The sequence below is a fragment of the Spirulina subsalsa CS-330 genome (genome assembly GCF_028330765.1).
In the GTDB taxonomy this organism is placed as follows: domain Bacteria; phylum Cyanobacteriota; class Cyanobacteriia; order Cyanobacteriales; family Spirulinaceae; genus Spirulina; species Spirulina subsalsa_A.
In genome coordinates this window covers 1-16,300 of record NZ_JAQMTY010000186.1, presented here as the reverse complement: position 1 = coordinate 16,300, position 16,300 = coordinate 1, and the positions used below count along the sequence as shown (strand labels likewise).

The following is a 16,300-nucleotide window of genomic DNA, read 5'->3' as shown; positions in this document are numbered from 1 at the left end:
TGAGTCCAAACAAACTTTTCTGGATTCCGACTAGCGGAGTCAACATGACTACAATTTGAGCAAGTTTGGGATGTATATTTAGGGTTAACTGCTAAAACGATACAGCCAAACTTTTCAGCTACCGACTGTATTTTGAGTTTGAAGTTTTAATCTTCCCCAGGAATAGCATATCAAACTATCATACAAAATGGCAAAAATTCAATTAAAGGACTCGCTGTCGCTCGATTTGTTTGTTGGTGCAAATTCATCTCGCCACTAAAAGGCATGTCCGCCGTTACCTTCGGTAACTCTACTCGGACTCGCTTTATAGTGGGAGTCTTCTTTGCACATTTAAGATAATGGAGAGGTGGTGTTCTCATCGTTTCGTAATTCGCCATAGGTGGATCAATGCAATACTTTTTGGTAGACCTGCACGACGATCGCATCAATCACAATTTCGCGCTGCCACTGCATCCCGACTTTTTCGGCGACGCGGCGCGATCGCCCATTGTCCGCCTCGATGAGGGAAATGACGCGGGGAATCCCAAGACGGGCGGCATGGTCGCGCACGGCACAGGCGGCCTCGGTGGCGAACCCTTGGCCCCAGTGCGATCGCCCCAAACGGTAGCCGATTTCGATCTCGGTGTGGCCGTCGATCTGTTGATGAATCAGGCCACAATAGCCGAGTAATTCGCCCGAAGCCTGGGCCGTGACGGCATAGAGTCCATTGGGATGATTTAGGCGGCTCTGGTGGTGGATCAAGTCAGCGGCTTCGGCGCGGCTGAGGGGTTGACGGGTGCGGGAAAAATACATCACCGCCGGATCACTCAAGATCAACGCCAAGGAGTCAAGATCCTCCGAGCGAAAGCGGCGTAAACACAGGCGAGGGGTGTGAGCAATTAGCATAGGTGTGGTGACTGGCACAATGAGCGGGTGAGGAGGTTTCAATGCTACACCATGTTTCAATTCGCACGGCGGATATTCATCGGGCGATCGCATTCTACGAAATTCTGGGGTTTACGGTGAGCGATCGCTTCACCACGGGCTACACCCTCGCCTGTTGGCTGACGGGGCAACAGGGGCGGCTCGAACTGATCCAAATCCCCGAACCCCAGCCCGCCCCCGATGCCTTTGGGGACGAGCATTATGTGGGCTACTATCACCTCTCCTTTGACCTGACCGATGCGGCTCCCAGCCTCAGCGCGTGGCTGGCGGAGATCACACCCCGATTCGCCGCGATCGGGCATGAGTTATCAATCTTATTACCGCCAGAGCAACAAATGATTGGCCAGAGCGTCTATGAGGTTGCGTTTATTCAAGACTGCGATCGCTTGCCGATTGAAGTCTTACGGCAGCTTGCTGAGGGACAATCCTAACGCTGAGGGGTGCGATCGCAACCCATCCAGAATCCAGAGGGTTCACTGTTTGAAATTGTCCCCGATCACCCTGGATTCACAAAAACCAAAGGTTATCCTTAAAACGAACGATGACATTACATTCACACTCTGCCCTACGGTGAGAATCATGGCTTTTAAAACTCCACTGCGCTGGCTTGCGATCGCCCCCACCCTCCTAAGCCTCAGCCTTCCCAGTTTCATCCTCCCCGCCCAAGCCAATCCCCTCGACCCGCTGCTGCTCAGTTTGGGCTTCCCCTCCTCCACCCCCTCCGGCAGCGGCGCACCCCAACGCACCGCCGGGGGAGCGCCCAAGCGCGGCTCCGAAGCCTGTGTGGCCAAACTAGCCGACCTCAACGGCGACGGCGAACTTGACCCCCTCACCCCGCTCACGGCCCTGATGCCGATCAGCAACATCGGCACCAGCCTCAACCCTGACCCCACCCTGACGATCTATATGCCTCGCAACAGTTCGTCCGGCGTGGAAATCGTCGTCCAAAAACGCACCCCCATCGCCAACCCCACCGGCCGCACCCGCTACCGCTACGAAGAAGTGTACGCGAACATTTTGCCCGCCCCCGAAAGCACCACCACCGGCCCGCGCATCGTCAACTATCGCCTCGAAGGGGTCAACCTCGAAGCCGGGGCCGTGTACGAATGGACGCTGGCGATGCTCTGTGAAAACAGCGTTGGCAATGAAGAAGTGATTAGCGGCTTGATTTCGTGCAGTCTTGAAGACGGCAGCCCCCTCGGTTGTACCGCTGGTGCAACAATTCCCGACCCCACCACCTTGAATGCTGGTGAACTGAAACAACAGGCCACCGCCTACGCGAACCAAGCCTATTGGAACGAAGCGTTACAGTTTTCAGCTCAGTTGCGCCAGTTCGATCGTAGTGACTGGGTGGAGTTTTTAGCGTCGCAGGAACTGGGCTGTTTAGCTGATGTACCCTTTGCGGAGGATGAGGTGAATCCGAATTCGCCCCAGGCCGATGCCAATTGGGACCCGCAATGTTTTATCGAATCTGACCCTGAGGCCTAGGCTGGGAAACGGGGACGTTTTCGATGGCGTTAAGACTTACGATGGGGAGGGTGCGATCGCGCCATCCCTTGTTTTGATCAATAACACCCTTCAGCCGCCGAATCATGTGGAATCAGCTTAAACAAACCCTCTGGCATTGGCGCGGGGTTGTCGTCGCCGCCCCCTCTGCGTCACTGTTGGTGATTCTCGTGCGGTGGGCGGGCCTGCTCCAGGGGTGGGAGTTGGCGGTATATGACCAATTTTTGCGGCTACGGCCCACGGAACCCCCCGATGCTCGGATTGCGATCGTCGGCATGACCGAAGACGACTATCGCAACCTCGGCAAAGTGGTCATTCCCGACGGGTATTATGCCGAAGTGATCCGCGAACTCCGCCAACAAAATCCCCGCGTCATTGGCCTCGATGACTATCGCGATCAACCCATCGATCCCGGCTCCGAAGACCTCATCGCAATCTTTGAAACCACCCCCAACCTGATCGGCATTCAAAAAGTCGCCGGGGATAGCGAACTCGAAACCGTCGATCCTCCCCCCGCCCTCCAAGAACGCGGCCAAGTGAGCGCCAATGATGTGATCCTTGATTCCGATGGGGTGGTGCGTCGTGCCTTGGTGAATGTGCAAACCCCAGAGGGCGAGATTATCCCTACCCTGAGCCTTTTCCTCGCCGGACGTTACCTCGAAGCAGAGGGCAAATTGATCGATATTGCCCCGAATACAGACAATTGGTGGCAAATTGGCGAAACCGTCTTAAAGCCCTTCCAACGCTACGATGGCGGCTATATCCGCACCGATGACGGCGGTTATCAGATTTTGCTCAACTACCAAGGCGGGGCGCAAACCATTGAGCGTGTTTCCTTTTCCACTGTGTTAGAGGGGAACTTACCCGATGGCTGGGCCACGGATCGGATCATCCTCGTTGGGGCTGTGGGCGCGACGGCCCGCGATCAATTCATGACCCCCTACGGTAACCATTTACTCGCCTCCCCGGAACTGATGCCGGGGGTGGAAGTTCACGCCCAAATGACGAGCCAACTCCTCAGCGCGGTGCTGAACGATCGCGCCTTAATCCGCACCTGGCCCGAACCCCTCGAAATCCTCTGGATCATCCTCTGGACGAGTACCGGCGCGATCGCGGCCTGGTCATTGCGCCATGTGGAAAAAAATCGCATCGGCATTTTGAAAGTCGCATCCATTCAAGGCGGGGCGGCGGTGCTGTTGATCGGCAGTAGTTATGGGGCGTTGATGCAATCTTGGTGGATTCCCGTTGTGCCGCCGTTGCTGGGTTTCATGGCGGCGACGGTGGGGATTACAGCCTATGTGGCACGGACGGCGGGGGATATTCGGCGCACCTTTGGCCGCTACCTCACCGCCGAGGTGGTGTCAACGCTGCTGGAAAACCCCGAAGGGCTGAAAATGGGGGGCGAACGGCGCAAGATTACGATCCTCACGTCGGATTTACGGGGTTTTACGGCATTATCGGAACGGCTCCCCCCGGAAGAAGTGGTGAAGATTCTCAACTTCTACCTGAGTTATATGGCGGACATCATCACCCAATATCAAGGCACGATTGATGAATTTATGGGGGATGGGATTTTGGTGCTGTTCGGTGCGCCGACGGAGCGGGAGGACGATGCACGGCGGGCGATCGCCTGCGCCCTTGCGATGCAGTTGGCGATGGCGGAAATCAATGTGCAGATTGAAGCCTGGGGCCTGCCGAAGTTGGAAATGGGCATCGGGATCAATACCGGCGAAGTGGTGGTGGGGAATATCGGTTCCGAAAAGCGCACGAAATACGGGGTTGTCGGCTCTCAAGTGAATCTCACCTACCGGATCGAGTCCTACACCACGGGCGGCCAAGTCCTCACCTCAGAACCCACCCTGAAGGAAGCCGGGGCGGATATCCAAATCGACGGCACGATGGAGGTGATGCCCAAGGGGGTGAAAAATCCGATCACGATCTACACGATCGGCGGCATCGGTGCGCCCTACAACCTCTATTTACCCAAGGTGCAGGAGCAATATTATCCCTTGGCCCCACCATTCACCCTCTTTTTCACGGCCCTTGATGGCAAACATATCAGTACAGAACAAACTCCAGGCCAAGTGGTGCAACTGTCGGAAAAGGGGGCTGAAGTCCGGTTAGACGGGGATGCGATCGCCACTAAACCCGAACCCCTCACCAACATCAAACTCGCCATCCCCGATCTCCCCGATGACCCCGCCGGTAGTGATGACATCTACGCCAAAGTAGTCGATGAACCTAGCGAGGCTAACACCTTTTTCATCCTCTTTACCTCCCGTCCTCCTGCGGTCTTGAAGGTGATGGAGCAACTTTATCAAACGGCTCAGGGGTAGCTGATGTTATGCTGAGGCTATGCTGTGATTTTTAAAAAATTTGTACATAGACAAAAGGGAGATGTCGAGATGAAGCCAGGATTTGCAGAGATTATTTGTATTATTGATCGATCCGGTTCTATGAACAGCATCAAAAGCGATGCTATTGGAGGCTTTAACGCTTTTCTGGAAGAACAGAAAAAACTGCCAAGCGAAGCCAACCTAACCTATATTCAGTTTGATACAGAATATGAGGTTGTTCATGAAAATAAACCGTTGAAGGCTGTTGATCCCATTGATAAAAACGTTTTTATTCCCAGAGGAGCAACAGCTTTACTTGATGCGATCGGTAAAACATTGGATGCTACAGGCAAAAGATTGGCACATACGCCTGAAAAAAACAAACCCGAAAAAGTTATTGTTGTCATCTTAACAGATGGACATGAAAACGCAAGCACTCAATATAATCAGTCAAAAATCAAGGAAATGATCAGCCACCAGAGAGAACAATATTCATGGGAATTCATTTTTCTCGCAGCTAACCAGGATGCTTTTTCAGAAGCTACGAAGATTGGGATTGATGCCAAGAACTCTTTTGATTTTGCAGCAACAAATCAAGGCATTAAAGATGCGTATGCTCAAATAAGTCATGTTACTGCCAACTTCAGAGAATTGTAACTCTTTTTTGAACCCTGATACCCCATCCCCTTGTGGGTGGGGTTGTTGACTCAATTTCCTGAATTAGCGGCAGTTGAGGCTGTCGCGGGTGGCGACTCCGGTGACGGGATTCACCCCATCGGCGCGTTTGCAGAGTTGGACGATTTCGTAGCGATCGAGGATGGTGTCGGTGAAGTCGGCTCCGGTGATCGTGGCTTGGTAAAAGTGGGTGCTAGTGGCGATCGCTTCGGTGAAAATCGCGTTGGTGAGATCCGCACCATTGAAGGTGACGCGATCGGCAAAACTTTTATTCAGGTTGGCCCCGGAGAGATCCGACTCCTCAAACACCGCTTTGGTAAGGATTGATCCCGATAGGTTCGCTCCGTGAAAATTCGCCTGCCGTACTTCTGCACCGGCAAAGGATGACCCCGCCAGGTTTTGCCCAGAAAAGTCGCGGCCACTCACATCCGTGAGGGTATAGTTCACGGCATTGGCATTGGGGTCACGGGGCGGCGCGGCCCAGGCCGGCTGCGCCTCTAACAACCACCAGCCGAGGGTGAGCACCCCCAGCAATACCACGATGATGAGCCGTCGTAACCCTTGCTTCATAATTCCTCGTCTGTGGACTCCTCGGCGGCAGGGAGTTGATCAAACCAATCAGACCCTACCCGAATGGTAATTTCTGAGGCGAGATCCCCCGTCGAATCGGCTTGGATGACCCCAAAACCGAGGGCATCTTGGATCGCATCGGCGGCATCGGTGTTGCCCTGTTGCACGATGATTTCACTTTGGCGCAGGAGGCGGGGCGATTTGGACTGGGAATAAAACACATTGCGAAAGCCCTGGGCTGCGAGGTAGTCGGCGGCTTGGGTGAGGAGGTCTGGATCGCTGGTGGCGTTTTGCAGGCCGATGCGCACGGATTGGAGGGAGCGATCGCCCATGTCATAGCCCGGTTCCACTTCAAAGAAGTCTTGCATGACGCGATCGCGCCCCGGATGGGACATAATCCAATAGCTCACCCCTTCAAACTCAAATTCCTCGCTAAAACGACCCGGCAGCAGCACCATTTTCACCGCTTCTTTGTCCAACGCCATCCCGAAGTTGACCAAGGCGAGCAACTCCTCCATGCTCAAATCCGTATCCACAAAGGACAGCATCCGCTGCACCACCTTCGGCAAGCGCGGCAACACCGCCGGACTCTGAAGCCGTTCGCGCATTGCCTTGAGCAGCACCTGTTGCCGTTGCACCCGGCCAATATCACCATATTCATCCATCCGGAACCGGGCAAACTGTTCCGCCTCGTCGCCGTCTAGGGTTTGCCAACCCTTGCGCAAATCAATGGTTAACCCCTGGGTTTTGTCCTCGTAAACCATGGGGCGCGGCACAAACACCTCAATCCCACCGACGAGATCCACCAATTCCCGAAACGCATCATTGGTGACTCGCACATAGCGATCAATCGTGACCCCGTTGAGGGTTTCGCCCACCACATCCATCGCCAGCCGTGCGCCGCCGTAGACATTGGCATCATTGATTTTGGTTGTCCCCACATCGGGGATCAAGACTTGGGTGTCGCGGGGCACAGACAACATCCGCACCGATTGATCCGTCGGGTCGAAGCGCATCAGAATCATGGTGTCCGTATGGCCTTCAAAGGCTTCCTCGCTGCCCACTTCAGCATCGGGGACGCGATCGATTCCCATGACTAAGATATTGACCGGGCGTTCGATTTTATACTCGAACATGGCCGGAATTTGCCCATGCTGGGACGATGCGGCTTCGCTGTGAGAGGGGCCAGCGGCGGCGATTTCATCCGTGACGTTGAACATTTTCAAAGCGGAGGGGAGGGGGCTGACCATGGCAACGGTGGCCCCGACGGTCGCCGAAATACTGGCGGTGATTAAAAATGCACTGCTCCAGAGTATCCGTTTACCCACCGGAATGGCGGGGCGGGTCTGGGGGGATGGTTTGACTGGAGTTGATACCTCGGTGGTCTGTTGATCGGACCCAGAACTGACTTTATCGCTTGTGATCACACTAGTCCTATCTTGAGAACGGCTTTTCACGCTGTTATTCACACTTAACCTCACCACCACAATTCAGTTCTCTAGGGACATCAACGATGACAGACACACTAGATACCGAGAAACATTGCTACTCATGGCGCATTATAGCGTTCGTTGCGAATTGTTTCCGGATTTTTTTTCGAGATTTCCCGGCGATCGCAGCCAGCGAACGACTCCCGAAAGGATAGGATGGGAGCATTCGAGAACGGCGAATTTTAGTTATGACTCAATCTTTAATTCCGGTGATTTTGGCAGGGGGGAAGGGGGAGCGCTTTTGGCCGTTGAGCCGTCGCCACCGTCCGAAGCAATTTCTCTGTTTAGATGGGAGCGATCGCAGTCTCTTGCAAGCCACAGCGGATCGCCTGCTGCCGATGGCGGGAGGCTGGGATCAACTGTGGGTGATCACCTCGGCGCTGGTGGCCGATGGCGTGCGCGAACAGTTACCGGAACTGCCGGCGGCGAATCTCCTGGTGGAACCCGAAGGCCGCGACACCGCCCCCGCTGTGGCCTGGGCCACGTTGGAGATTGCGAAACGGTACGGTGAGGATGCCTTGATTGGCTTTTTTCCGGCGGATCATTGGATTGGCGATCAGGCGAAATATCAACAGACCTTAACCGCCGCCGGGGAATTGGCGACGAGTCAGGCGGCGATCGTCACCCTGGGGATTCAGCCGGGCTATGCCTCCACGGGCTACGGCTACATTGAGCAGGGCGATCGCGCCGGAACCCATGGGGATCTTGATGTGTTCAAAGTGTCACGGTTCACGGAAAAACCCGACGCGGCCACGGCTCAAGAGTTTATCAACACGGGCCGGTTTAGCTGGAATAGTGGGATGTTCATTTTCCGCGCCGCCGTGGTGCTAGCGGAACTCGCCCAGCACGCCCCCGAAATCCTCGAACCCCTCCGCCGTCAGGGGAAAGCGGCCTACGGAACCTTGGAAAAGAAAAGTATTGACTATGCTTTGATGGAAAAAACCCAATTGGCCTATGTGTTGCCGGCGGATTTTGGATGGGATGATCTTGGTGATTGGAATGCCTTGGAACGGTTGAATGAAAAACAGGGCGACAATGTGGTGATTGGCCAACATTTGGGCGCAGATACCACAGGGGCGATCATCTATAACAGTGACCCGGATGAGGTGGTGGTGACCATCGGCTTAGAAGATGTGGTGGTGGTGCGCGATCGCAATGCCACGCTAATCGTGCATAAAAGTCGCACCCAAGACATTAAAGCAATGCTCAAACAAATGCAGGGCAATCCAAGCTTAGAAAAACTGCTCTAACATTTCAGAACATGAAGTGATGACTAAAAAATTGATAAATCGTTGCACTTTTTAAACTCAATCTGAAGCAGTACAACTTGCTCACTCATAGCCCTCACCCCAAACCCCTCTCCCACGGGGCGAGGGGCTTCTGAGTCTGTACATGATGATTTCTGAACAAGCTGTACTGGTTTCAGGTTGAGTGATTCGGCCGAGGCTGATTTCAGGGCATTCCTTTAGAATACAGCCAAGCTCGTTCAGGACTTCTGGGGTCATCGACCTGAGTTAAACTTTAAAGATAGAATCACGCGCAAATCATTGCGCCGACGATGCAGATTAGGGTTCATCGCTGGATCATGCACCGAATTATCCCTGATAGTTCTGGCTAGGTTCGGATGCTGTATGTAATTCACATTTTGGTCTAGGGATTCGATGGCTCATATCCTCGTCGTGGAAGATAGCCGCACTCAGCGTCATCTGATTACCCATTGGTTGATGACTCAACAGTTCACGGTGACAGCGGTGGGCAATGGTTTAGATGCCCTCAAAGAGGTGCGCAAAGAGTTACCGGATGTGATTATTTTGGATGTGATTATGCCCCATCTCAATGGGTATGAAGTCTGTCGGTTTTTGAAAAATAATCGCCGTACCCAAGCGATTCAAGTGATTCTCTGTTCAACGCAGGATTCGCTCACGGCGCAATCCGAGGGGCTTGACCAGGGGGCGGATGCCTATCTGTGCAAACCGTTTAAGCCGCGCCAATTGCTCCAGACGATTCGCCGGTTGCTGCATCCGGTGGAACCGATCGCATAATCGCCCCATGATCCGGACAATGGCATACTAGAAGCGATCGCAGTTCAAGCTTGCCATGGCGTTGTGCCTCAACCCCCAATGCACCCACCGACAGAATGCACCACACCATCGCTTTTGTGTGGGCTGTGGGTCGTCGTTGCGGTTGGGCGATCGCTACATTGCCCTGGAAGACCTCAGCGCGGGGGGCCAGGGTCGCACCTTTCGCGGCCAGGATTGTCTCGCGCCGGAACCTATGTCGGCCTGTTTACTCAAGCAGACCGCTGAACGTGATCTTGACACGGTGCGATCGCTGGTGGAGCGGCTCAGATCCTGGGGAGAACATCCCCAATTGCCGCGTATTTTGGACTATTTCGAGACGGCTCCGGCGATCGCTAATTTTCGCCCCACCCTGATCCAAGACTTCATCACCGGCACGCCCATTGATCAAGAACTCGGCACGGTGGCGCAGGTGGTGCAGTTTCTCGATGACATTTTGCCCCTGTTGCAGGCGCTTCACGCTGCGGGCTTAATTCACCGGGACATTAACCCCCAGAATCTACGTCGTCAGGCAAACGGAACGCTGGTGCTGCTGGATTTCAGCGCGGCGACGGTGACGCGAAAAACAACCCTAGCAACGACGGGGACGGTGGTGGGGTCGGCGGCTTATATTGCGCCGGAACAGTTGCGGGGCAAGGCGATTCCGGCCAGTGATTTATATAGTGTGGGGCTGGTGGGAATTCATCTGTTGACGGGGGTGCAGCCCTTTGACCTGATCAGCGGTTTGGGGGGATTGGCGCGATGGACGGACTATTTAACCCAACCGGAGGATGAAGCGTTGGCGGTGTTGGTGGCGGTGTTGACTCGCTTGGTGGCGGAGGCTCCGAGCGATCGCTTCTCCTCAGCGGCAACGGCCTACGAAGCCCTCCACGCGGGCCAAACCCTGCCGACGATTACCCTTTCGCCGCCGGATGTGGTGACGACGCGCCCCGGTTGGCACTGTCGGCAGATCTTGACGGGAGTAGGGGGGGTGAACGCGATCGCTGTTCATCCCGTTTTGCCCCAAATCCTTAGCGGCGGCGCGGACTGTCGGGTGCGATCGTGGTTTCTCGATGCTGATACCCTCAACCCCATCGCCCAAGACTATCCCGGCCATCGCAGCATTGTGACGGCGGTGCAATATGTGCCCCAAACGGAGCAATGGCTGAGTGGCAGTTGGGACTATACGGTGCGCTGCTGGGACGGGGGCGAAACCGTGGCGGTGCATCAACTCCATACGGGATGGGTGACAACGTTGGTGGTGTGGCCTGATGGGCAGCGGGTGGCCAGTGGCGGGGCGGATCAGGTGATTCAGGTGTGGGAACGGGAAACGGGTACGATTCACCACAGTTTAACCGGCCATGAAGGGGCGATTGCATCCATGCAACTCAGCCCAACAGGTCAGATCCTCGCCAGTGGCAGCGCCGATCGCACGATTAAACTCTGGGACGGCCAAACCGGAACCCTGCGCCACACCCTGACGGGCCATGATCACACCGTCACCGCCCTCTGTTTCAGTCCTAGCGGGCAATTGCTGTACAGTGGCAGCCTCGACGGGACGATCCGGGTGTGGCAAGTGCAGACGGGTCAAGCGGTGCAGTCCTGGCAATCCGTTGGGGCAGGGATTACCGCGATCGCCCTCCATCCCCAGGGCAATCTCTGCATCAGTGGCCATGAGGACGGGACGATCACCCTCTGGCATCCGGGCACGGGGGCAACGGTGCAAACCTTGACGGGCCATGATCGGGCGGTGACTGCGATCGCGCTCCATCGCCGCGAACAGTGGCTCGTCACCGGATCGGAGGATAAGACGATCCGGATCTGGATGCTGGGATCAGGGGATTAGGCCTCCGTGGCCGAGACGGCAGCGGGCGGGGTGGCGATCAAGGCGACAAAAACCCCATCTTCATCGTCGGGATCGGGTTCAAGGGTGACACGAATATCCGGGCCAAAGAATTTCGCGATCGCCTCTTGGCGTTCCTGCCAAATCTCCAGCCCCACAAACGGCGAACTAAACTCCAACACCAAGGCATAGGCCCCATCAATTTCCGTCTCTAACAGCGATTGCAAAATGGGCCGCTCATCATCACTGGGACTCAACCCCAAGCGTTCGAGGGATTCATCTAAATGGGCTTCTTGGCCGTAGCGGTAGCGGGTGACATCCTTGCGAATCTGGTTTTGGGTGGCGGTGGCTTGGCGATCGCGCAGGGCTTCAATCTCTGGCGTTGTGGCTTCCCGGTAGGGCGTGGGGCGCAATTCCGCCGCCCGCAGTGCTAACCCCCCCAACAACACCGGAATCCCATAGAAAAACCCAATCAAATTTAACGTCGGTTTCCCCAACCCATAGGCCACAAACCCGCCGAGGGTCAGCAATCCCCCCACCACTAACCCAAATCGCGCTAACGAAAATTTACCCAACATGATCCAGACCCGTCCTTAAAAACTAATGAATTTTGATGATCAATAATGATGCCATGGCAATCCTATTTGAGTTTGAAACCCTTAGCCTTGAGAAACAAGGGGCTTCAGCCCCTTGCCTGTTTCGATCTGATTGAGGATTGCTTAGGATTGCTATAGTCCTCAGTGATACCGCATTCTGGGAAGGGTTTGCAAAGTCCTGTAACAGGAAAATTGACAGCCTCGGAAAATATCCATAGCCTAGGGAGTAGAGTCTAATGCTGCGAAACCCAATGCGAGGGAGTTGATTGTGCCCGGTGCTAAATCGCCAGAACAGGAACAACAGGAACAGGAAAATGTGCGGGATATCGCGCTGACCTTGCAGCAATTGGTTGAGCGGGAAGAGGTCACCGTGAAATACATCCTCGATCGCCTCTACAGCATTGGCACGGCGAATATTTTGCACCATCACATCCAGGTGCGATCGCTCCATCCCGTTCTCCGCTCCATCTTTTGGGGGTCGCGTCCCATTGCCCGCCGGGTGGGAATGTGGTGGTTTCAAAAAAACGGCGCGACGTTAATCACCCGTTGGCTGCATTCCTTGGTGGCGTTTGAACCAGAACCCGACCCGCCCCTCCAGACCATTGACATTGCCGCCGCCCAAGAATTAGACGCTTTACGAGAATTAAATGCCCTGCCCCCCGCCACAGCCCTCACCTATCGCCGGGAAATGAACCTCTATCGCCTTGAAATGGCACAGTTGCGATCGCGAGTGCGGATGTTGGCGGGCTGTCTCGTGGGGGCGATCGCTCTCTTTGGCAGTAGCTTTTTCTGGTTAGACTATCGCCTCAAGCCCGCCGCCTCCGAATTTATCCAAGAGCAGAACCTCTCAGACATCCGCCCGATCACAGCGCCCGTATCCCCGTGAATCCCTCCCCACAACGGGGTATGATCGGATCTGGAGCCTCCTCTCAGAATGATCATGCAATTTTCTCCCCAAAGCACGCCCCCCAGCGACGACGAAGTGAAAGCCCTCTTGCAACAACTCCGACGCAAAGAAGGCAGTTGGGTGGACTGGGGTAAAGGGTGTCAGCAATTGCAAAAAGCGGGCTATTCTGCCCAAAGCATTTTTTCTGAAACCGGCATCGAAGCCGCCTATCAAAACCTCACCATTGTCGCCGCCCAGGTCTTCGATAGCCTCGTCCAACAGGAAGCCGCCGCCGATCTTTTAACCTATTGCCAAGGGCCGCGCAGTGATGTGCTCTATGAATTGCGGGTCTTAAACCAGTCCCAACGCTTGGCGGCGGCGGCGTTGGCAATGGAAAAACGCCTAGATGTGGACGAAGCGCGGCAACTGGCCCAAGCCATGAAAGCCTTTGGCAAGTCCGGCACGATTCCCACCGGCTTCACGACCCATCCGGGGGATGCGGTGGCCTATCAGGCGTGGCGATTGGCGCGGGCGAAGAAGGATCTTCAGGAGCGATCGCGCCTCATCGCCCAGGGGTTAAAGTTCGCCCATTCCGACAGTGCCCGCCGCCAAATTGAAGCCCTCCTCAGTGACTTCACCGTCACCCCCATGCAGCGAGCGCCCCTCCTCCCCCTCTTTCGCTTAGAACAAGAAGACGAACTCCCCCGCCTCATCCCCGTCGCGGGTTCCATGCCCTTAACCGCGGCCCAAATCCAGGGGGTGAACGCGATTGAAGAAGTGGAACCGTTCCGGATTGCGACAATCACAACCCCGACGCAATGTGTGCCGATTCCCGGCTGGCAAGCGGTGCTCAAGGCCCAAGATGCGATCGCCATCCTCTGCCGCAGTGACGAACTCCCCAACGCCCCCGATGGCCCCACCGAAGAGGTGGTGGTGATTGTCGATCGCGCCGTTCAAGACTGGCAGAGCAATGCCTATTGGCTCACGGATCAGGGCGATCGCGCCGAACTGCACTGGTTCAGCGAAGCCCCCACCGTCCCCATCCTCGGCCAAATCGTCCTCATCCTCCGCCCCAAACGCATCCTTGATGAAGGCAACCTCACCCAACCCTGGCAAATGGACGATTAACCCCCATCGCGCTGTATCCTATTTTCGTTATCCTGTTTCTCTACTGTCCGATGAAACCCTGCTCCAGTCCCGGTTGTACCAACCTCGTTAAAAACCCCGATCATCCCTTCTGTTATTCCTGCTGGAAAAAAACCCAAGCCCCATCCAAACCCGCTAAACCAAGGCGAGAACGGGCGATCGTGAAACCCACCCCCACCATTGACCCCCCAGCGCCCACCCCCGATCGCCTCACCGCCACCCAGATCAGCAAAGCCCTCCAAGACACCGGCCAAACCATTCACCGCAATGCCGTGAATCGCCTCTTTTCTGAACTCGGTCTCCTCGAAAAAGAGGGGGGCGGCTGGGTTGCCACCGAGCGGGGTTTCGCCTTCGGAGCCACCCAACACCGCCACCCCAAAACTGGGAACACCTATGTGCTCTGGGACGCTCAAATTCTCGAAAATCGCATCTTTCTCACCAGTTTAAAAAACCAATACGAAGCCAGTCTCGCCGCACCCGATCCCAGCCCAGACCCCACCCCCCAATCCGAACCTCCTTCCCCCATTCTCAACCCTGCCACCCCAACCCGTCGGACTGACTCTAACTTCCGTGAAGCCTTTCGCAGCGGTGCAAAATTCCGCACCACCGATGGTCATTGGGTACGTTCCAAAGCCGAAGTGATGATTGATAATTGGCTCTACATGGCGGAAATTGTCCACGCCTACGAGCGTCGTTTACCCATTGAAGCGGAGGTGTATTGCGACTTTTACATTCCCTCGTGCAAAGTCTATCTTGAATATTGGGGTTATCTCGATGATCCGGCCTATCAAAAACGCAAAGCCGAAAAAAAAGACCTCTACAACGCCCACAATTTCAAACTAATCGAACTCACCGACCATCACATTCAAACCCTCGATGATCATCTCCCTAAACTGCTTCATCAATTCGGCATCAACGTGATGTGATGCTGCTACGATTATGGTCAAATTTGTGAATTCAGTGAAGTCAGCTAACTCAAGTTAAACTTCAGGCAATCCCAGATACTGTTGCAGAGCTTTGAGATATTTTTTCTTGAGTTTTGTGGCGTTTAAACTTTCTTGTTGAATGCGTCTCAATGCTAAACGTTCAAGGGTAGCATATGGGATTCCAGAATCTGGTACGATCAGCTTTTCTAACTGACTTGCTGTAAACGATCTAGCATATTGATAGGCGATAAATGATTTTCGTCTGATGAACCTCGGCATCCTTTTAGAAGGACTGAGGATACAGGTTTGATCATTTGTAGGACTATCTTCGTACCACGTTGAGACGTTGACAAAGATGAATTCTTCTGACGAGAGAGGAGCGATCGCAATGTACCAATGATATTTAGATGCACCCGTATCGAGGAGAAAGACATCTCCTAAGTTGATCGAAAAATCAGCCATTGAGAACCCCATCTAAATAGCGTTCTCGTTCAGCGACTGCTTTGATCCGCTGAATTTGCTCATCAGACATTTTTAAGTAATGCAGTAGATTAATGACGCTGATATTAACGACTTTTTGATCGAGCGTTTTGGGGTCGATCCATTCTGGGAGTGAGTGCGTCCATTCTGCTACATCAAAGGGATTGAGAGATCCAAATTTTTGATAAACTGATTCCATGATTGCTTCTTCATCGAGAGATAATTCATCATCTCCAGGGTCAGCAATTAGCGTCACGAATACTTTTTTTTCGGGATTATGGGGAGCGGAAACTGTGGCAATATATTCTGACCAATATTCAGAATGTGACCGTCCGCCTTGGGGTTTCACATAGTCGTAAATTCGAGTTAAAACGGGGCCATATTTCATGGACACAAACTGATCGCCAGTAATGGGATACCCATTGCGCTCTAGGGATGTGCGATCGCTGATATACAGCATCTTCAGCAACCCCAAATAACTGATAGACGGCTGACCCTGACGCTTAATGAAAAACGCCGCTGCTTGTGTCGCTTTGACATCATTAAAACTGAAAACAATATCCTCTATCATTCGACTCCTCTAAATGGAGTACATCTTTATTGTAATTCACTGCAACCCGTTTAAACCCATCGTCAATCAAGCGTGACGACTGAATACAGATCAACATTGTGCCAACACTTCTTGCTGAATCTCAAGGGTGTTGAGGATTGCGATCGCATTGATAGGGTGCATCCCACTTTTGCAGATTCCCATGGCTCGCCAGGGAGCACCCTCATCCCCAGCCCTTCTCCCGCAGGAGAAAGGAGCCAAAAGCCCTCTCCTGAGGGAGAGGGTTGGGTGAGGGATTGCATAACTGGGATGCAC

General features: G+C 54.3%; 18 protein-coding genes. 10 read left to right on the top strand and 8 right to left on the bottom strand.

The window, feature by feature from the left end:
- On the bottom strand, window positions 1–131 hold a 131-nt coding region (locus PN477_RS20890), incomplete at its 3' end, for a zinc ribbon domain-containing protein (RefSeq protein ID WP_417158812.1).
- Window positions 132–384: 253 nt separating this feature from the next.
- Window positions 385–885: a GNAT family N-acetyltransferase gene (locus PN477_RS13080; protein ID WP_272120209.1), complete on the bottom strand. Its 501-nt coding sequence runs from the start codon at window positions 883–885 to the stop codon at window positions 385–387.
- Window positions 886–926: 41 nt separating this feature from the next.
- Here PN477_RS13080 and PN477_RS13075 point away from each other — a divergent pair, with 41 nt between their 5' ends.
- The 4 genes from PN477_RS13075 (at window position 927) to PN477_RS13060 (ending at window position 5,423) form a co-directional block, all read left to right on the top strand.
- Window positions 927–1,355: a VOC family protein gene (locus PN477_RS13075; protein ID WP_272120207.1), complete on the top strand. Its 429-nt coding sequence runs from the start codon at window positions 927–929 to the stop codon at window positions 1,353–1,355.
- A gap of 148 nt (window positions 1,356–1,503) precedes the next feature.
- The gene (locus PN477_RS13070; protein ID WP_272120205.1) at window positions 1,504–2,412 is read left to right on the top strand and encodes a DUF928 domain-containing protein; all 909 of its coding nucleotides are present in this window, start codon (window positions 1,504–1,506) and stop codon (window positions 2,410–2,412) included.
- 104 nt (window positions 2,413–2,516) lie between these two features.
- Window positions 2,517–4,766, top strand: a complete 2,250-nt coding sequence (locus tag PN477_RS13065; RefSeq protein ID WP_272120203.1) for a CHASE2 domain-containing protein — start codon at window positions 2,517–2,519, stop codon at window positions 4,764–4,766.
- A 24-nt stretch (window positions 4,767–4,790) separates the two neighbouring features.
- Window positions 4,791–5,423 carry a vWA domain-containing protein gene (locus PN477_RS13060; protein WP_272120201.1) on the top strand — a complete coding sequence of 211 codons (633 nt, stop codon included), beginning with the start codon at window positions 4,791–4,793 and terminating at the stop codon, window positions 5,421–5,423.
- A 63-nt stretch (window positions 5,424–5,486) separates the two neighbouring features.
- Here the strand turns inward: PN477_RS13060 and PN477_RS13055 are convergent, their stop codons facing one another.
- Both PN477_RS13055 and PN477_RS13050 read right to left on the bottom strand, forming a co-directional pair.
- Window positions 5,487–6,011, bottom strand: a complete 525-nt coding sequence (locus PN477_RS13055) for a pentapeptide repeat-containing protein (protein ID WP_272120199.1) — start codon at window positions 6,009–6,011, stop codon at window positions 5,487–5,489.
- Window positions 6,008–7,339 carry an LCP family protein gene (locus tag PN477_RS13050; protein ID WP_272147329.1) on the bottom strand — a complete coding sequence of 444 codons (1,332 nt, stop codon included), beginning with the start codon at window positions 7,337–7,339 and terminating at the stop codon, window positions 6,008–6,010. The genes PN477_RS13055 and PN477_RS13050 overlap by 4 nt, the downstream gene beginning before the upstream one ends.
- Window positions 7,340–7,689: 350 nt before the next feature.
- On the opposite strand from PN477_RS13050, the gene PN477_RS13045 reads away from it, so the two are divergent.
- From PN477_RS13045 to PN477_RS13035, 3 genes are all read left to right on the top strand, one after another.
- A complete protein-coding gene (locus PN477_RS13045; protein WP_272120197.1) occupies window positions 7,690–8,751 on the top strand; it encodes a mannose-1-phosphate guanylyltransferase in 1,062 nt (353 codons plus the stop codon).
- 411 nt (window positions 8,752–9,162) lie between these two features.
- A complete protein-coding gene (locus PN477_RS13040; protein ID WP_272120196.1) occupies window positions 9,163–9,543 on the top strand; it encodes a response regulator in 381 nt (126 codons plus the stop codon).
- A gap of 55 nt (window positions 9,544–9,598) precedes the next feature.
- Window positions 9,599–11,404, top strand: coding sequence for a serine/threonine-protein kinase (locus PN477_RS13035; protein WP_272120195.1), 1,806 nt, complete (start codon window positions 9,599–9,601; stop codon window positions 11,402–11,404).
- Here the strand turns inward: PN477_RS13035 and PN477_RS13030 are convergent.
- Window positions 11,401–11,979, bottom strand: coding sequence for a DUF2854 domain-containing protein (locus PN477_RS13030; protein ID WP_272120193.1), 579 nt, complete (start codon window positions 11,977–11,979; stop codon window positions 11,401–11,403). The genes PN477_RS13035 and PN477_RS13030 overlap by 4 nt on opposite strands.
- Window positions 11,980–12,265: 286 nt before the next feature.
- Between PN477_RS13030 and PN477_RS13025 the strand changes: the two genes are divergently transcribed.
- The 3 genes from PN477_RS13025 to PN477_RS13015 are packed head-to-tail and all read left to right on the top strand — an operon-like array spanning window position 12,266 to window position 14,955.
- Window positions 12,266–12,883 carry a hypothetical protein gene (locus tag PN477_RS13025; protein WP_272120190.1) on the top strand — a complete coding sequence of 206 codons (618 nt, stop codon included), beginning with the start codon at window positions 12,266–12,268 and terminating at the stop codon, window positions 12,881–12,883.
- Window positions 12,884–12,937: 54 nt separating this feature from the next.
- A complete protein-coding gene (locus PN477_RS13020; RefSeq protein WP_272120189.1) occupies window positions 12,938–14,011 on the top strand; it encodes a RuBisCO accumulation factor 1 in 1,074 nt (357 codons plus the stop codon).
- 50 nt (window positions 14,012–14,061) lie between these two features.
- Window positions 14,062–14,955 carry a hypothetical protein gene (locus PN477_RS13015; protein ID WP_272120188.1) on the top strand — a complete coding sequence of 298 codons (894 nt, stop codon included), beginning with the start codon at window positions 14,062–14,064 and terminating at the stop codon, window positions 14,953–14,955.
- 54 nt (window positions 14,956–15,009) lie between these two features.
- Here the strand turns inward: PN477_RS13015 and PN477_RS13010 are convergent, their stop codons facing one another.
- The 3 genes from PN477_RS13010 to PN477_RS13000 all read right to left on the bottom strand — a co-directional run.
- Window positions 15,010–15,417 carry a hypothetical protein gene (locus PN477_RS13010; protein WP_272120186.1) on the bottom strand — a complete coding sequence of 136 codons (408 nt, stop codon included), beginning with the start codon at window positions 15,415–15,417 and terminating at the stop codon, window positions 15,010–15,012.
- Window positions 15,410–16,006, bottom strand: a complete 597-nt coding sequence (locus tag PN477_RS13005) for a Panacea domain-containing protein (RefSeq protein WP_272120184.1) — start codon at window positions 16,004–16,006, stop codon at window positions 15,410–15,412. The genes PN477_RS13010 and PN477_RS13005 overlap by 8 nt, the downstream gene beginning before the upstream one ends.
- 90 nt (window positions 16,007–16,096) lie before the next feature.
- The coding region (locus PN477_RS13000; protein WP_272147328.1) for a hypothetical protein at window positions 16,097–16,300 on the bottom strand (204 nt) is incomplete at its 5' end.

What these genes read in the sequence shown, in the direction of transcription:
- PN477_RS13080 (WP_272120209.1), bottom strand. Translation starts at nt 885, where the DNA reads ATGCTAATTGCTCACACCCCTCGCCTGTGTTTACGCCGCTTTCGCTCG.
- PN477_RS13075 (WP_272120207.1), top strand. Translation starts at nt 927, where the DNA reads ATGCTACACCATGTTTCAATTCGCACGGCGGATATTCATCGGGCGATC.
- PN477_RS13070 (WP_272120205.1), top strand. Translation starts at nt 1,504, where the DNA reads ATGGCTTTTAAAACTCCACTGCGCTGGCTTGCGATCGCCCCCACCCTC.
- PN477_RS13065 (WP_272120203.1), top strand. Translation starts at nt 2,517, where the DNA reads ATGTGGAATCAGCTTAAACAAACCCTCTGGCATTGGCGCGGGGTTGTC.
- PN477_RS13055 (WP_272120199.1), bottom strand. Translation starts at nt 6,011, where the DNA reads ATGAAGCAAGGGTTACGACGGCTCATCATCGTGGTATTGCTGGGGGTG.
- PN477_RS13045 (WP_272120197.1), top strand. Translation starts at nt 7,690, where the DNA reads ATGACTCAATCTTTAATTCCGGTGATTTTGGCAGGGGGGAAGGGGGAG.
- PN477_RS13040 (WP_272120196.1), top strand. Translation starts at nt 9,163, where the DNA reads ATGGCTCATATCCTCGTCGTGGAAGATAGCCGCACTCAGCGTCATCTG.
- PN477_RS13035 (WP_272120195.1), top strand. Translation starts at nt 9,599, where the DNA reads ATGGCGTTGTGCCTCAACCCCCAATGCACCCACCGACAGAATGCACCA.
- PN477_RS13030 (WP_272120193.1), bottom strand. Translation starts at nt 11,979, where the DNA reads ATGTTGGGTAAATTTTCGTTAGCGCGATTTGGGTTAGTGGTGGGGGGA.
- PN477_RS13020 (WP_272120189.1), top strand. Translation starts at nt 12,938, where the DNA reads ATGCAATTTTCTCCCCAAAGCACGCCCCCCAGCGACGACGAAGTGAAA.
- PN477_RS13015 (WP_272120188.1), top strand. Translation starts at nt 14,062, where the DNA reads ATGAAACCCTGCTCCAGTCCCGGTTGTACCAACCTCGTTAAAAACCCC.
- PN477_RS13010 (WP_272120186.1), bottom strand. Translation starts at nt 15,417, where the DNA reads ATGGCTGATTTTTCGATCAACTTAGGAGATGTCTTTCTCCTCGATACG.
- PN477_RS13005 (WP_272120184.1), bottom strand. Translation starts at nt 16,006, where the DNA reads ATGATAGAGGATATTGTTTTCAGTTTTAATGATGTCAAAGCGACACAA.